The organism is Mycolicibacterium sediminis (genome assembly GCF_010731735.1).
GTDB classification, from domain to species: Bacteria; Actinomycetota; Actinomycetes; order Mycobacteriales; family Mycobacteriaceae; genus Mycobacterium; species Mycobacterium sediminis.
Genome location: NZ_AP022588.1, coordinates 689,671 through 703,793, shown reverse-complemented (window position 1 = coordinate 703,793; position 14,123 = coordinate 689,671). Strand labels below are relative to the sequence as shown.

17 protein-coding genes are annotated in these 14,123 nt (G+C 69.7%); 6 read left to right on the top strand and 11 right to left on the bottom strand.

The annotated features are described in order from the left end of the window. Positions 1-43: 43 nt before the first annotated feature. Positions 44-898 (bottom strand): LLM class F420-dependent oxidoreductase, encoded by an 855-nt coding sequence (locus G6N64_RS03455; protein WP_163795612.1) that lies wholly within the window; start codon positions 896-898, stop codon positions 44-46. 78 nt (positions 899-976) lie between these two features. Between G6N64_RS03455 and G6N64_RS03450 the strand changes: the two genes are divergently transcribed. Both G6N64_RS03450 and G6N64_RS03445 read left to right on the top strand, forming a co-directional pair. Next, positions 977-1,543 (top strand): TIGR03086 family metal-binding protein, encoded by a 567-nt coding sequence (locus G6N64_RS03450; protein ID WP_308206642.1) that lies wholly within the window; start codon positions 977-979, stop codon positions 1,541-1,543. Between the two features lie 13 nt (positions 1,544-1,556). Next, on the top strand, positions 1,557-2,567 hold the full coding sequence (locus tag G6N64_RS03445; protein ID WP_163801412.1) for a PHP domain-containing protein: 1,011 nt from the start codon (positions 1,557-1,559) through the stop codon (positions 2,565-2,567). Here the strand turns inward: G6N64_RS03445 and dinB are convergent. Continuing rightward, positions 2,564-3,820, bottom strand: a complete 1,257-nt coding sequence (gene dinB / locus G6N64_RS03440; RefSeq protein WP_409370795.1) for a DNA polymerase IV — start codon at positions 3,818-3,820, stop codon at positions 2,564-2,566. The two genes, G6N64_RS03445 and dinB, sit on opposite strands and share 4 nt — an antisense overlap. A gap of 26 nt (positions 3,821-3,846) precedes the next feature. Next, positions 3,847-4,488, bottom strand: coding sequence for a TetR/AcrR family transcriptional regulator (locus G6N64_RS03435; RefSeq protein ID WP_163795609.1), 642 nt, complete (start codon positions 4,486-4,488; stop codon positions 3,847-3,849). A 76-nt stretch (positions 4,489-4,564) separates the two neighbouring features. Here G6N64_RS03435 and G6N64_RS03430 point away from each other — a divergent pair, with 76 nt between their 5' ends. Continuing rightward, on the top strand, positions 4,565-6,034 hold the full coding sequence (locus tag G6N64_RS03430; protein WP_163795608.1) for a flavin-containing monooxygenase: 1,470 nt from the start codon (positions 4,565-4,567) through the stop codon (positions 6,032-6,034). A gap of 85 nt (positions 6,035-6,119) precedes the next feature. Here the strand turns inward: G6N64_RS03430 and rraA are convergent, their stop codons facing one another. Genes rraA through G6N64_RS03395 form a run of 7 tightly spaced genes read right to left on the bottom strand, consistent with a single transcriptional unit; the run spans position 6,120 to position 10,500 of the window. After that, entirely contained in the window at positions 6,120-6,599 is a 480-nt protein-coding gene (gene rraA / locus G6N64_RS03425) for a ribonuclease E activity regulator RraA (protein WP_163795607.1), read from the bottom strand. Between the two features lie 19 nt (positions 6,600-6,618). After that, positions 6,619-7,092, bottom strand: a complete 474-nt coding sequence (locus tag G6N64_RS03420; RefSeq protein ID WP_163795606.1) for a hypothetical protein — start codon at positions 7,090-7,092, stop codon at positions 6,619-6,621. A gap of 30 nt (positions 7,093-7,122) precedes the next feature. Further along, a complete protein-coding gene (locus G6N64_RS03415) occupies positions 7,123-8,046 on the bottom strand; it encodes a CopD family protein (protein WP_246230913.1) in 924 nt (307 codons plus the stop codon). Continuing rightward, positions 8,043-8,561: a copper resistance CopC family protein gene (locus tag G6N64_RS03410; protein WP_409370799.1), complete on the bottom strand. Its 519-nt coding sequence runs from the start codon at positions 8,559-8,561 to the stop codon at positions 8,043-8,045. The genes G6N64_RS03415 and G6N64_RS03410 overlap by 4 nt, the downstream gene beginning before the upstream one ends. After that, positions 8,561-9,265, bottom strand: a complete 705-nt coding sequence (locus tag G6N64_RS03405; protein WP_163795604.1) for a YcnI family copper-binding membrane protein — start codon at positions 9,263-9,265, stop codon at positions 8,561-8,563. Before G6N64_RS03405 ends, G6N64_RS03410 begins: the two co-directional genes overlap by 1 nt. A gap of 36 nt (positions 9,266-9,301) precedes the next feature. Further along, on the bottom strand, positions 9,302-9,835 hold the full coding sequence (locus G6N64_RS03400; RefSeq protein ID WP_163795603.1) for a hypothetical protein: 534 nt from the start codon (positions 9,833-9,835) through the stop codon (positions 9,302-9,304). Between the two features lie 8 nt (positions 9,836-9,843). After that, entirely contained in the window at positions 9,844-10,500 is a 657-nt protein-coding gene (locus G6N64_RS03395; protein ID WP_163795602.1) for a DUF6474 family protein, read from the bottom strand. 267 nt (positions 10,501-10,767) lie between these two features. On the opposite strand from G6N64_RS03395, the gene G6N64_RS03390 reads away from it, so the two are divergent. The 3 genes from G6N64_RS03390 to G6N64_RS03380 are packed head-to-tail and all read left to right on the top strand — an operon-like array spanning position 10,768 to position 13,650. Next, complete coding sequence (locus G6N64_RS03390) at positions 10,768-11,988, top strand: hypothetical protein (RefSeq protein WP_163795601.1); 1,221 nt, start codon at positions 10,768-10,770, stop codon at positions 11,986-11,988. A 58-nt stretch (positions 11,989-12,046) separates the two neighbouring features. After that, complete coding sequence (locus G6N64_RS03385) at positions 12,047-12,538, top strand: ImmA/IrrE family metallo-endopeptidase (RefSeq protein WP_163795600.1); 492 nt, start codon at positions 12,047-12,049, stop codon at positions 12,536-12,538. Further along, positions 12,535-13,650 (top strand): hypothetical protein, encoded by a 1,116-nt coding sequence (locus G6N64_RS03380; protein ID WP_163795599.1) that lies wholly within the window; start codon positions 12,535-12,537, stop codon positions 13,648-13,650. Before G6N64_RS03385 ends, G6N64_RS03380 begins: the two co-directional genes overlap by 4 nt. A 51-nt stretch (positions 13,651-13,701) precedes the next feature. Here the strand turns inward: G6N64_RS03380 and G6N64_RS03375 are convergent, their stop codons facing one another. Beyond that, the gene (locus G6N64_RS03375; protein ID WP_163795598.1) at positions 13,702-14,100 is read right to left on the bottom strand and encodes a zinc-binding metallopeptidase family protein; all 399 of its coding nucleotides are present in this window, start codon (positions 14,098-14,100) and stop codon (positions 13,702-13,704) included. Positions 14,101-14,123 lie beyond the last annotated feature (23 nt).

Sequence of the window (14,123 nt, the reverse complement as noted above, 5' to 3'; positions counted from 1 at the left end):
AGAGGGGTCCGACACGTCACGGCCTTGCGGAGGGCTTTCGTGGCTAGGGCGAGGCGAGCAGCCCCGAGTCCCGGATCGCCTCCGCCAGTGGCTCGAGGACGGCCGGGTCGTACGGCGGCGGTAGGTAGATGATCGCGAGGTCCAGACCTTCCGCGCCGAGCGCGATGCAGTCCTCGATCAGTCCGCGGTAGTTGCGGTCTTCGCCGAGGCGCACGTGGGCCGACAGCGTGATCTCCTTCGGATCGCGGCCGATGTCCTTGCACCGGGCCGCCAGCACGTTGCGCTTGTGCGCGAACTCCTCGGGGGTGCCGCCGACGAAGTTCCAGTGGTCGGCGTACTTCGCGGTCAGCGGCAGCGTGCGCTTCTCGCCGCTGCCGCCGATGCAGATCGGCGGGTGCGGCTGCTGCGGGCCCTTGGGCTCGTTGCGGGCGTCCTTGAGTTGGTAGTACTTCCCGTCGAAGGTCGTGGTCTCCTGCGTCAGTAGACCGGTGAGCACCTCGCAAGCCTCCTCGAAACGGTCGAAGCGCTCTTTCATGGAGCCGAGTTCGATGCCGTAGGCACCGGACTCCTCCTCGTTCCAGCCGGCGCCGATGCCGAGTTCGAGGCGCCCGTTGGACACGATGTCGAGAGCCGACGCCATGTTCGCGAGTACCGCGGGATGGCGATAGTGGATGCCCGTGACGAGCACGCCGACGCGGAGCCGCTTCGTGGCCTGAGCCAGTGCCGTCAGGGTGATCCAGCCCTCGAGGCACGGTCCCGTGGAGTCGGAGAAGATCGGATAGAAGTGGTCGAACGTCCAGCCGGACTCGAAGACGTCGATCTCGTCGGCGGCCTGCCAGATGGGGAGCATCTCGGCCCAGGTGGTGTTCTGCGGGGAGGTCTTGAACGCGAATCGCACCCACTCGACGTTAGTCCGGAATCCTGGCAGCCGCCGATGAGTTCTCGGTCCCGGTCGAGTCGGATCAGCATGATCGACATGACGACGGCATGCACGCGGACATCCGCGCTTCTCGGCGCGATCCGCGACGACCAACTGGACGCGGCGACTCCGTGCGAGCACCTCTCGCTGCGCGAGCTGGTGGCACACGTGGGATCACTCGGCGTCGCGTTCGCCGCTGCGGCGCGCAAGGACCTCGGCGAACTCACCGACGCGCCACCGGCCGACGGCGGATACGTGCTCGACGACGACTGGCGGGAGCGCTACCCGCGGAACCTCGCCGGCCTCGCCGTCGCGTGGGGCGACCAGGCGGCGTGGCAGGGGATGACCCGCATCGCCGGACTCGACATGCCCGGCGACGTGGTCGCAATGATCGCCCTCGGGGAGGTCACCATCCACGGCTGGGACATCGCGGTCGCCACCGGCCAGGACTACGAGGTCCGGGACGCCGACGCGGAGGCGGTCCTCGGGTACGTCACCACCTTCGCCGCCGACGGGCCGGTCGACGGACTGTTCGGACCGCCGGTCGAGGTGGGTCCCGCCGCATCGCCGTTCGAGCGGGCGCTGGCCGTCAGTGGGCGCGATCCGCGCTGGAGCGCACACTAGGGGAATGGATCGCATCGACCCCGTCGCCGCGCTGCGCGAGATCGCGTTCTTCAAGGACCGCGCGCGCGAGGAATCGCGTCGCGTGATGGCCTACCGCAACGCCGCCGACGTCATCGAGAAGCTCGACGACGCGCAGCGGGAGAAGCACGGCGCGGCCAACAGCTGGCAGACACTGCCCGGCGTCGGCCCCAAGACAGCCACGGTGATCGCGCAGGCGTGGGCGGGCCGCGAGCCCGACACGCTGGCCGAACTGCGCAAGGCGGCAGGCAATCTCGGTGGCGGCGAGATCCGCGCCGCGCTCAAGGGGGACCTACACCTGCACTCGAACTGGTCGGACGGCGGCGCGCCGATCGAGGAGATGATGGCCACCGCGCAGCGGCTCGGCCATGAGTACTGCGCGCTGACCGACCACTCGCCGCGGCTGACCGTCGCCAACGGGCTCTCGCCGGAGCGGCTGCGCAGGCAACTCGACGTCATCGACGAACTCCGGGACCGGTTCGCGCCGATGCGGATCCTGACCGGCATCGAAGTCGACATCCTCGACGACGGCAGCCTCGACCAGGAGCCCGAATTGCTCGACCGTCTCGACGTCGTGGTGGCCAGCGTGCACTCCAAGCTGAAGATGGACTCGGCGGCCATGACGCGGCGGATGGTGCGTGCCGTCTCCGAGGGCCACGCCGACGTGCTCGGCCACTGCACCGGACGGCTGGTCACGGGCGGGCGGGGGACCCGACCGGAATCCCAGTTCGACGCCGAGAAGGTCTTCACCGCCTGCCGCGATCACGGCACGGCCGTCGAGATCAACTCCCGGCCCGAGCGTCGCGATCCGCCGACGCGGCTGCTCCGTCTGGCGCTGGACATCGGCTGCACCTTCTCGATCGACACCGACGCGCACGCCCCCGGTCAGCTGGACTTCCTGGGTTACGGCGCGCAGCGCGCGCTCGACAACGAGGTGCCGGTCGACCGCATCGTCAACACCTGGCCGGTGGACCGGCTGCTCGAGTGGACCGGCGCGCGGCCCTAGTCGGGCAGCTGCGGCATCTCCAAGCCGGTGTCGCGGCCGAGGAGTACGCCGCGGGTCAGGGAGGCGTTGCCGAAGCGGCGCCGCACTTCGTCGACGGCGAAGTCCACCGCGTTGCGGTCGACGGGATCCCGGTCGACGGAGGCGTTCTCGGCGCGTTCGGGAAACGGCAGCTCCAACTGGGCTGCGCCGTCGCGGTCGATGTTCGACACCGCGAACCCGACCAGGGTGAGGCCACGCTCGGCGATCAACGGCTTGGCCGACGAGATCAGAGTTCGCGCCGCTGCGAGGACGACGTCCGTGGCCGCCGTCGCCCGCGGCAACGTGTGTGACCGGGTGACGCGGCCGAAGTCGTCGAAACGCAGCCGCAGCACCACGGTGCGTCCGGTGCGATCGGCCTTCCGCATGCGCCGGGTGATCTTGTCGATCAGGTTGACGACGACGGCGTCGATCTCACTGTCCGACATGCTGTTTCCTGCTCGGCCGAGGGCGCGCTGGGCACCCACCGAACGTCGGCGCACGCCCGTGACGACGCGCCGTCGGTCGACGTTATGGGCGAGGGCGAACAGCTGGCGACCCATGCCGCCGCCCACGATCGACGTCAGCGTCGACTCGGTGAGGCCGGCGACGTCGGACACCGTGAAGACGCCGCAGGCGTTGAGCTTCTCGGCGGTCTTGGCTCCCACGCCCCACAGCCGGCGCACGGGTAGCGGGTGCAGGAATGCCAGCTCGCGATCCGGTGGCACCAGCAGCAGCCCATCGGGCTTGGCCTCCTGGCTGGCGACCTTGGCGAGGAACTTGGTGCGCGCGATCCCGACGGTGATGGGCAGCCCGACGTCGACGCGCACCCGCTCCCGCAGCCGCGCGGCGATCTGCACCGGCGTGCCCGACACCCGGGCCAGTCCGCCGACCTCCAGGAACGCCTCGTCGACCGACAGGGGTTCGACCAGCGGGCTGGTGTCGTGGAAGACCTCGAACACCGCGGCACTGGCGTCGGAGTATGCCGACATCCGCGGCGGGACCACCACGGCCTGCGGGCAGAGTTGCCTGGCCTGCCTGCCGCCCATCGCGGTCTTGACGCCGAAGGCCTTCGCCTCGTAGCTGGCGGCGAGGACCACGCCGCCGCCGACGATCACCGGCCGTCCGCGCAGTGAGGGATCGTCCCGCTGTTCGACCGACGCGTAGAACGAGTCGAGATCGGCATGGAGGATCGTGGCCTCACCCAGCCGCTGCTCCTGCCCACCGGACACGAACACATGTTCGCATCTCCTGCCGACGGGAGCTACTGCGAGTCGCCGTAGATGCTGGTCAACCAGATGTGAGCCAGCGTCTCGACGATGCGGTCCTCGGCGACGGCGTCCTTCTCGCCGACGAGGGTGGCCGTCATCGCGCGCTCGTTCATCAGGTTCAGCGAGGTCGCGAGGTCGTGCGACGAGATGGTGTCGGGGGCGGCGCCGCGCGCGCGCTCGGCGTCGATCAACGCGGCCGTCTGGGTGATCCACTTCTGCATGAACGCCGACCACACCGCGCGGACGTCGGGGCTGCCGGCGATGGCCTCGGTGCCGGCCTTGGCCACGACGCTGTGCGAGCCGAACGCGGTGAAGAAGGTGCGGATGCCCTCGCGGAAGGCACGTCGCGGATCACCCGGCAGACTGTCCATCGTACCGTCGAACCCGGTGTCCGCCTGGGCGATCAGCGGCTGCAGCAGCGCGAGCAGCACCGCGTCCTTGGACGCGAAGTAGAAGTAGAACGTCGGGCGCGACAGTCCCGCACCCTTGGCGAGGTCGTCGACCGAGATGTCGGCGAACGGCCTGTCGCTCAGCAGCCGTTCGGCGGTGGCGAGGATCGCCGCCTCGCGGTCGTCACCGGAGGGGCGCGTCGATCGACGGCTGCGTCCAGATCGGCTGGCACTGGTGGTCGTCACGGTCCTGACTTTACTGCATGTCGAAATTTTCAACACACTGTTGACCAATTCGACATGGCGTTGATAGCGTGTCGCCATGACCGAACACCTCGACGTGATCATCGTTGGCGCCGGCATCTCCGGCGTCAGTGCCGCATGGCACCTGCAGGACCGCTGCCCCTCCAAGAGCTACGCCATCCTGGAACGCCGTGAGGGCATGGGTGGCACCTGGGACCTGTTCAAGTACCCCGGTATCCGCTCCGACTCCGACATGTTCACCCTGGGCTTCCGGTTCAAGCCGTGGAAGTCGGCCAAGTCCATCGCCGAGGGTTCCGACATCCTGACGTACATCAAGGAAGCCGCCGCCGAGAACGGCATCGACGAGAAGGTCCGGTTCGGCCACCGCGTCGTCGCAGCCGACTGGTCGGACGCCGACAACCAGTGGACCGTCACGGTGGAGCGCGGCGACGAGACCGTTCAGCTCACCAGCTCGTTCCTGTTCGCCACCACCGGCTACTACAACTACGACGAGGGCTACTCGCCGACCTTCCCCGGCGCCGAGGACTTCTCGGGCACCATCGTGCACCCGCAGCACTGGCCCGAGGACCTGGACTACGCCGGCAAGAAGATCGTCGTGATCGGCAGTGGCGCAACGGCTATCACGCTGATCCCCGCACTCGTCAACAGCGGCGCAGGCCACGTCACCATGCTGCAGCGCTCGCCGTCGTACGTCGGCTCGCTACCCGACGTCGACCCGATCGCGGTGCAGGCCAACAAGTACCTGCCCGAGAACGTCGCGCACGTGATCAACCGCTGGAAGGCGATCGTCTTCAGCACCGCGCAGTACCAGCTCGCGCGGAAGTTCCCGCAGTACATGCGCAAGACGCTGCTGACCATGGCCAAGCGCCGGCTGCCCGAGGGCTACGACGTCGAGAAGCACTTCGGCCCGAGCTACAACCCGTGGGACCAGCGCCTGTGCCTCGCCCCCAACGGCGACCTCTTCAAGACGATCCGCAAGGGCAACGCCGACGTCGTCACCGACACGATCGACACCTTCGTGCCCGAGGGCATCAAGCTCAACTCGGGTGAGACCATTCAGGCCGACATCATCGTCACCGCAACGGGTCTCAACATGCAGCTGCTCGGCGGCCTGAAGCCGACCCTCAACGGCGAGCCCATCGACCTGCCGTCGCTGATGACCTACAAGGGCCTGATGTTCTCCGGCATCCCGAACTTCGCGATCACGTTCGGATACACGAACGCGTCGTGGACGCTGAAGGCCGACCTGGTCTCGGAGTTCGTCTGCCGCGTGCTGAACTACATGGACGACAACGGTTTCGACACCGTCGTCCCGCAGCACCCCGGCAACGGCATCGACGAACTGCCGTTCATGGACTTCGCGCCCGGCTACTTCCTGCGGGCCATCGACCAGCTGCCGAAGTCCGGCTCCAAGGCGCCGTGGCGGCTCAAGCAGAACTACTTCCTCGATCTGCGCCTGATCCGTCAGGGCAAGGTCGACGAGGAGTCGCTGCACTTCACCAAGCACCGCGCGCCCGTCAACGCCTGACCCGATCCCCGCCGAACAGACGCGAACTCCCCTGGATCTCAGTCATTCAGGGGAGTTCGCGTCTGTTCGCGCTAAGGGCGGTGCGTCAGGCAGGAACGACGACGATGCCGTCCTCGTCGCAGTAGGCGATCTCGCCGGGAACGAACGTCACGCCGCCGAAGGTGACCTCGACGTCGCGCTCGCCGGCACCGGTCTTGCCCCCCTTGCGCGGATTGGTGCCCAGCGCCTTGATGCCGACGTCGATGGTGCGCAGCGTCGAGGCGTCCCGCACCGCGCCGTGCACGATGAGCCCCGCCCACCCGCTGTCCTTCGCGATGCCCGCGATGACGTCGCCGACCAACGCGGTGTGCAGCGACCCGTCGCCGTCGATCACCAGCACTCCGCCCGCACCGGGCTCGGAGAGCACCGACTTCAGCAGGGCGTTGTCCTGGAAGCACTTCACGGTCGTGATCGGTCCGGCGAAGTCCGTCACGCCACCGAAGTTCCGCAGTTGCAGGTCGCAGCTGCGCACGTCGGGGTAGATGTCGTCGACGAGATCGGCCGTCGGCCGGGGTTCGATGGTCACCCGACGATGCTAGCGATCCCTAATCGTCGGAGAGACGACGTGCGAGCAGCACAGCGATGATCGCCAAAACGCCTGCGGCGACCGCGGCCACCACCGGCAGACGGGAGGTCTCGGGGCCGGGCGTGATCACGAGGGGGATGGGCGGCGCCTCGGCGACCGTCGACTTGGCCTGCGCTGCGGTCTCGGCCGCGCCGCTGAGGTCCACCTCGGGAGCAGGCGGGGTGATCTTCGTGGCCGGCGCCTTGGTGGCGGGCGCCTTGGTGGCGGGAGCCTTCTTCGCGGGTGCGGCCTTCTTGGCCGGTGCCTTCTTCGCGGGCGCCTTTTTGGCGGGAGCCACGGGTCCGGTGCCCGTCGCTACGGCCTTGGCGGGCGCCGCCTTCTTGGCGGGCACCTTCTTCGCGGGAGCCTTCTTGGCTGGCGGCGTCGTAGGAGGCACGGGCGGCGTCGGCACGTTCGCAGCCTGGTCGGCGGGACCATCCTGGGGATCTGCCATGCGCCCATCATGCCAGGAGCGATCGGCCCGCTACCCCGTGACCGCCAGTGCTGCAGCCAGCGTCACGGTGACCGCCATGCCCGCCAACTCGATCCGAGACCGCGTCAGCGACACCTCGGCCGTGGCGCGATGGGTCCGCGCGGCGGGTAGCCACCACGTCCGATTGCGCCAGGCCAGCGCCACCAGCGCGAACGTCAGCGCGGTCTTGGCGAGCAGGAGGCGGCCGTAACCGGTGACCCAGAGGTCGGCGACGGAGTCCACGGCGACGAACGCCCCCGCCACGCCGGCCACCACCAGCACCACCACGCAGACCAGCGACATGCGGGAGAACCGTGGCAGTACCCGCGCCCAGCGACCGCGGTGGTGCACGGTCAGCACGAGCGCCGCGAGGGCACCGCACCACAGCGCGGCCGCGAGCGCGTGCACGGCGACCGCGACCCCGCCCAGTGGGTCCTCGGACAGGTGGCCGACGAGCGTGCGTCCGGTGATGCCCACGGCCGCCGCACCCGCCGCGACCACACCTGCGGCCGAGACGCGGGACCCGACGGCCGCGGCCACGCACACCACCACCGCAGCGATCGCGCAGACCAGTCCTGCGCGGCCCGCCGCGGTCGCGGTCGCGAACTCGTAGGTGGTCTGCGCGCCGATCCTCGGGACGGGCACCCCCGCGGCATCCGCCGCCGACAGCGGTAGCCGGACGAACTCGACCACCGCCCACAGTGCGGCCACACCGATCAGCGGCGGCGTGGCACGAGCGGCGAGTTCACCTCGGTGGCGCTCGACGTCGAGCCACGGCACCACCGCGAGCCCGAACGTGACGACCGCGACGCAATCCGCGACGGCACGAATCGCACTGTCAGTCAACGGGTTCTGCGGGAACGCGAGTGCCCACGCCAGGACCGCCGAGATCGCGACGACGAGGCCGCCGCCGACCAGCGTCCGCCACCGCGTCACGGTCTGCGCCGCACCGCCCACACCGCGCCGCCGGCGACGATGGCAGCGGCGAGCACGACGAAGGGCCACACCGACAGGCCCGGCCCGGCGGTGTCACCCTCGGCGGGCGACGACGCGACCGGAGGGCCCGGCGTCCCGTTTCCCGCGACGTCGAGCCGAAACGTCCAGTTGCCCGAGACCGGGTGGCCGTCCGCGGAGGTGACGCGATAGTTCACGGTGTAGACGCCCTCGGGACCGAGCGGTCGCACGTCGACCGCGATCTCCGGTCCGGACACCGTCGCGGCCCCCTCCGACCACAGGTTGCCGTCGGGGCCGACGACGTTCATGGCGGCGAAACTGGTCTGCAGTGCCTCGTTGAACGTCGCACTCACCCGTGCCGGGCCGACGTCGAGGACGGCGTCCGGCGCCGGAGCGGCCCCGATGCGCGCGGCGTGTGCGGACGCGGTGCCCGCGCTGATCAGACCGAGCCCGGCCAACATGGCGGTGACGAGGACCAGCGCGGCCCCGCGACGGATCACGCGGACCTCCTGCGCACGACGGCGAGCACGACGGCGACCGCCGCCAGGACCAGTGCACCTCCCGCGAGCCAGCGCGCGGTGTCATCGGGTCGAGCCATGGCGACAGGCTCCGCCTGTGGCTCCGTCGCGCTCGGCACGGCCGTGGCCGTCGGTGCCGGCGATCCGTGCTCGTCGCCGCCCGCCGCCGCGCCCGACAGCTCCAGGGTGGGGGCCGGGTACTCCGGTTCACCGCCGCCAGGCAGCGGTGGCTGATCCCACCGCACCACCTTGCCGTCGGAGTAGGTCTGGGTGGCCGGCAGGCTGACCGACTCCTCGTCCGGCAGAGCGACCGAGACATGGAACAGCGCGAACTGCTCGGCGGAGATGCCGACGCCCGGTGCCGCGGTCCACGTCACCGATCGCACGGTTCCCGCCGTGGCGTCTCGGTCGAGCACCGTGGACCAGCCCGGCATCACCTCGGTGCGCGCGGAGGCGACGTTGGGCAGTGCCACGCTGAACTTCGTCGTCAGCGACCCGTCCTCCGATTCCCCCGGCACGCGGAAGGTCAGGACGGACGTGCTGCCGGGTGCGGCGTCGTCGGCGTCGACGTGGACGTGCGCAGCCGCGGTTCCGGTGCCGATGGTGAGCGTCATGGACAGGACGACGCCCGCGGTGGCGGTCGCCAGAAGGGCGCGCGAGGACGCCCGGGGTGTGGTTCGCATGTGGTGGTGCCTTCGTGGTCGAGGGGTCGGGTCGGGTCAGCGGACGGCGCTGACCGGAGGACCTCGATACGACGACGACGCGGCGAGTAGGAGCGAGGAGCGCATCGGATGGTCGCACCGCCGCACCACGCCTGCGTGCGGGGCCGGGATCGGCGACGACGGCAGCGGCCTGGTGGCACCGAGCGCACGCGACACCGCCCGGCACGAGACCTCGCCGACCGCGACGAGCGCCGTGATCGCCAGGACGGCTGCGACGTGGGCGACCAGCATGACCGCGCCCGAGGTCGCGTCCGCGGCGCCGTGCTGGTGACCCACCGCGCCGAGCAGGACGTGGCCCACCACCTGTCCGGTCGCGAGCGCGACCGCGAGGACGACGAACCGGTCGCCGTGACGCAGGGTCGCGGTGGTGACACCGATCGTCAGCCCCAGCAGCGCGAGCTGAACGGATCCGACGCCGGAGGGCAGACCGCCACCTGCCGCGGCGTGTGCGGCGGCGGTGAGGATGGCCGTCGAGACGCCGACGGCCCACCCCCGCAGGAGCGCGGTGGGCGGGATCCGGCGGGTGGGCACGGGCCCGGTCAGCTCAGGCCGAGTCGAGCCAGCAGATCGGCGTCGACGCCGTCCAATTGATCGGATATCGCCGCGTGGGCTGCGCGCCTGCGGCTGGTCGGCATGTTCTCGGCCGCTGCGATGGCCGCGGCCAGGTCCGACAGCCGGTCGGTGACGGCGGCGACGAACTGCTTGGTCTCGGCGTCCTTGGGCTTCTTGTCGGCGACCTTGCGCAGGGACTGCTCCGCACCGGCGATGCGCGCCGACAGGGCGCCGCCGACCCCGGAGAACTGACCGACCTGGCTCAGGGGAATCCCCAGCTGATCTGCGCGACGCTGGTCGAGCACCCCGCGCACCGCGATCGCGCCGCGGTAGACGACGGGCACCAGGACAGGGGCCAGCATGCGCGACACCGTCAGGATCCGGCGAATCTTGCTCGGTGAGAGCAGCTTCCCCTCGCGGACCGCCTTGAGCTGCGTCTCGGCAACCTTCAGAGCGGCCTGATCGCTGGCACGCCAGGCCTTCAGTTCCGCCTTGATCGCGGCGTTGCGCCTCTTGTTCTCCGCCTTGATGCGACGCGTCTCGTTCTTCGCCTCGAGTTTGGCCTCGAGCTTCGCCTTCGCCTTGATCGCACGGGCCTCGGCCCGGCGGACGGCACGACTCTTACGCCGCTTGAACAGGGCCATCCCGGTCGCCTCCCGGTCACGTGTCCGACATTTCTCCGCGCGCAGTGACGCGCTGTTGGGGCCAACACTATCGTCGGCGAGCAGCAGTCACGGCCGCGCCCCGATTGGTCCTGCCCAACGCGCCGCATCAGCAAACAGTCCGGACGGTTTGTGCAACAATTGGGAGGTTCACCGCCCGTCAACCGGCGGCCCCAGAGAGGTGGTGTAGACGTGTCCTCACGAACCCGCATCGCCGCTGCGACATGCCTACTAGCATCTGGCCTGGTCATGGCAGGTAGCAGCGCGTCTCTGGCCTTTGCCAAACCTGATCAGGGGCCATCTGGCGACGGCGGCGGGTCCGGTTCCGGAAGCGCCGCGGGCAGCGGTACGGGCGTTCCCACCGGCGTGGCGTCCGACGAGACGACGACCGTTACCTTCCCCGGCCCCCTGATCGGTACGGGCAGGGCGCCCTGGAGCATCACCAGGCCGACGTCGACGGTGGGCAACGGTCGTACCGGTCTGGAATCCGACGGGACGGCCACCCAGATCAACAGCGCGCCGACCGGCAAAGCTCCCGAAGAGGCGAGCCAGACACCAGAGCAGATCGTCGACGAGGTGCCCGGCGAACTGCAGCCGGGCGTGCCCGCATCGGGTACCGCCGGCGGATCTGGTGCGGCGGGGGCTGCCGAAACCGGCGGTGCCGCGCCGAGCGCTCCTGCCGACCCGGTCGCTGAGCAGCCGACGCCCGAGTCGGCCGGAGGCAACGCCACCGATCCCGACCGCAGCGGTACCCCGCAGGCGGCCGGTGGCGGTCGCGACGCAGACGATCCATCCGAGTCGTGGTGGGGCTTCGTGCCCGACCTACTCGGCGCCGCCGCGGGTGCGGAGGTCGAGCCGGCCGGCCCCGAGCCCTTCAATCCGCCGCAGACCGTCCCCATGCAGGTGCCGCCGCTCTCGGCCACCCCGCTCCCCATCCGCCAAACGGGATTCGCCCCTGTCTTTCCCTACATCGGTGGCATCACCGACTCCATCCTGGAGGCGGTGACGGGGTTCGCGACCGCAGCCTCCAAGTTGCCGATCATCCCCATCACCCTGCCGGTCTTCGACTTGCCCATCAATGGCGGCGTTGGTGCGGTCGCAGGGACGAGCCGACACACGAGCACGGGCGCCGACGGCCCCGTCCTTCCGAGGGTCGACGCGCCCGTGTCGTCCCGGCCGGAGATCGCGCCCGGCGTGGAACTGCCGGACGTCATGACCGCGCCCGCCGAGGTCGAGACGGTCTCGCCGCCGGCCACACTGCTGAGCAATGAGCTGCTGCCCGCTCCGACCTACCGCATGGGCTACGTCGACTACCTCAAGGCCGCCGGTCTCGGAGAGGTTGCGGCGGTTGCCGTTCCGGGTGTCACCGGCATCCTGATCCTGACGAGCGCCGGAGGTCTCATCGGCTACCGGCAGGCCCGGGCAGGACGCGCGGTCCGTGCTGGAGGTACGGCACGCTTCATGGGTTGACCGTTACTGCGCGTGCAGGAGCAGACGTCATAGTTGATCTCGTGGAGAGGGGGCCGTCATGCCGGCCAGCCGCCGTGTCACCCGAGCCGTCAACGAGGTGCTCGATCTCGCACCGCGGCGCGGGGAAGTGTCGATCGCACGCCTCGTCGACGCCGTCGCCGCCAGCCGGGGCCGGCCCATCGAACTCAAGATGGCCGACCTCCCCCCGGGGGTGTGTGGACAGTGGCGGCAGTACGCCGACTACGACGCCTTCCTGATCCAGCGCGGTCTTCCCGCCGGCGACCGCACGCTCGCCCACGAACTCGGCCACCTGGTCATGGGCCACGAGGGCATCTCGGTGGTCGAGGCCGCCCGCAACACCGTCGAACTGGCCAGCAGTGAACTGATCGGCTACATGCTCAACCAGCGCACGGGGTGCCTGGGCCCGAGCGGCGAGGACGCCGAGCAAGAGGCCGAGGACTTCGGCGCACTTCTCATCTACCGTCTCGGTCGGCTGCCGTCCGATCGCTCGTCGATCGTTCAGGTGCGGCTCGGAGAGGCGTTTGGTTGATCGTCTGGGTCATCGCCGGCCTCCTCGGCCTCGCGACGGGCCTGCGCATCGGTTGGGCGTTCGTCAACAAGCAGTCGGTGGTCAGCGCCGCCATGATCCTCGCGCTGGGCAGCCTCGGTCTGGTCGCCGCGCTGAACTGGCAGCCCCTCACGCTGCTCCTCGACACCGTCTTGCGATGGCCCAACGTCTCGACGGTGCTCAGCCAGGTCGCCCTGGTGGCCTGTGCTGCTGGGAGCTGCGTCATGATCACCTCGGCGTCGTCGGCCCGGAAGCCGGCGGCCGTGCGGCGCATCGCGATCATCCAGTACTCCGTGGCGGGCGTCATCGCAGTCATCACGCTCGTCGCATTCTTCATCGCACCTCGCCAGCCCGAGATGTCTCCTGAGGAGTACCTACGGCGGAACCTGGGATCCGGAGGGACGGCGCTCGCGTGGCTGCTGCCGCTGCTCTACGTCTTCCTGGCGCTGACGCTGGTCGCGTGGGCCGGCGTGCGCCATTCCAACCGCACTCGGCGGGGCCGGGCGCTCTTCCTCTTCACCCTGGGAATCGGCCTCATCGTGCTGGCGAGCGCATTCTTCCTGCTTCGCGCCGTCGGGAGCACCCGGTTCGTCGGGGTCGGGTCTGCAGCGACGCTGCTGGGCTGCGCGATGCTCGTCGTCGCGAGCGGTTCGCTTCTGCCCAGTGTCGAGGACTGGTTCGGCGCTCGCCGTGAGCTTCGGGTCATTCAACCCCTGCTCGAGGAATTGAGCCGTCGCCGGCCGAACATCGGCATCGGCGTACGACCGCGTGGCCCACTACTATTCCGCGTCGCCGAGCAGATGTCGCTGATCTCGGATGCGTTGTACCTCGAGGCCACGCAGGCGTTGGAGGAATCCGGCATCGCTCCCGACTCGTACGAGGAGCCGGGGGGCACGGTCAGCCCAGAGGCGCAGGCGCGCAAGATCGCCGAGTGGATTCACGCCGGGCGCGACGCCGAGCGTTCGGCAAAAATGGCGTTTCCCGGCCCCACGTGGCTGCGTCAGCCACGCGCCTACTCGGATCGCGAGTGGATTCTGGCCATCGCGGACCAGTATCAGCGGCTCGGCACGCTTCAGGATGTTGCCGCGGGGTGATTGACGATGACGTCGATCTTCGCGGACGCCGCTCGGGCGACCGCGCGCGGGCTAATCGTCCAGATGCTCTTGGCGACGCAGCTCGTCGACCTTCTCGACCAGGTCCTGCTTGGCCTCGGGCGACAGTCCGACGGTCCGCGCCGCAATACGGCGGATGCCTTCGTCACGCATGCTCGAGAGCCACGTCAGCTCCTTGTCGAGCTTCTCGTAGTACTCGTCGTCGGTGAAGTACGCCGGCTTGATGCGGAAGAAATTGGCAAGTGCGGCCATCGTGGCAACCGACGGGTTGGTTCGGTTGCCCGAGCGCAGCTGCGACAGGTAGGGGGCCGACATGGTGATGCCCTCGGACTTGAGCGCACCGATCACCTCGGCCGACGTGTGGGGGCCGCGTCCGGGCGGGTAGACCGTGTCAAAGAGGCGATTCAGCCTGGCGGCAAACGTCATACTCATCGATTCATCCTCCACGTAGCGGT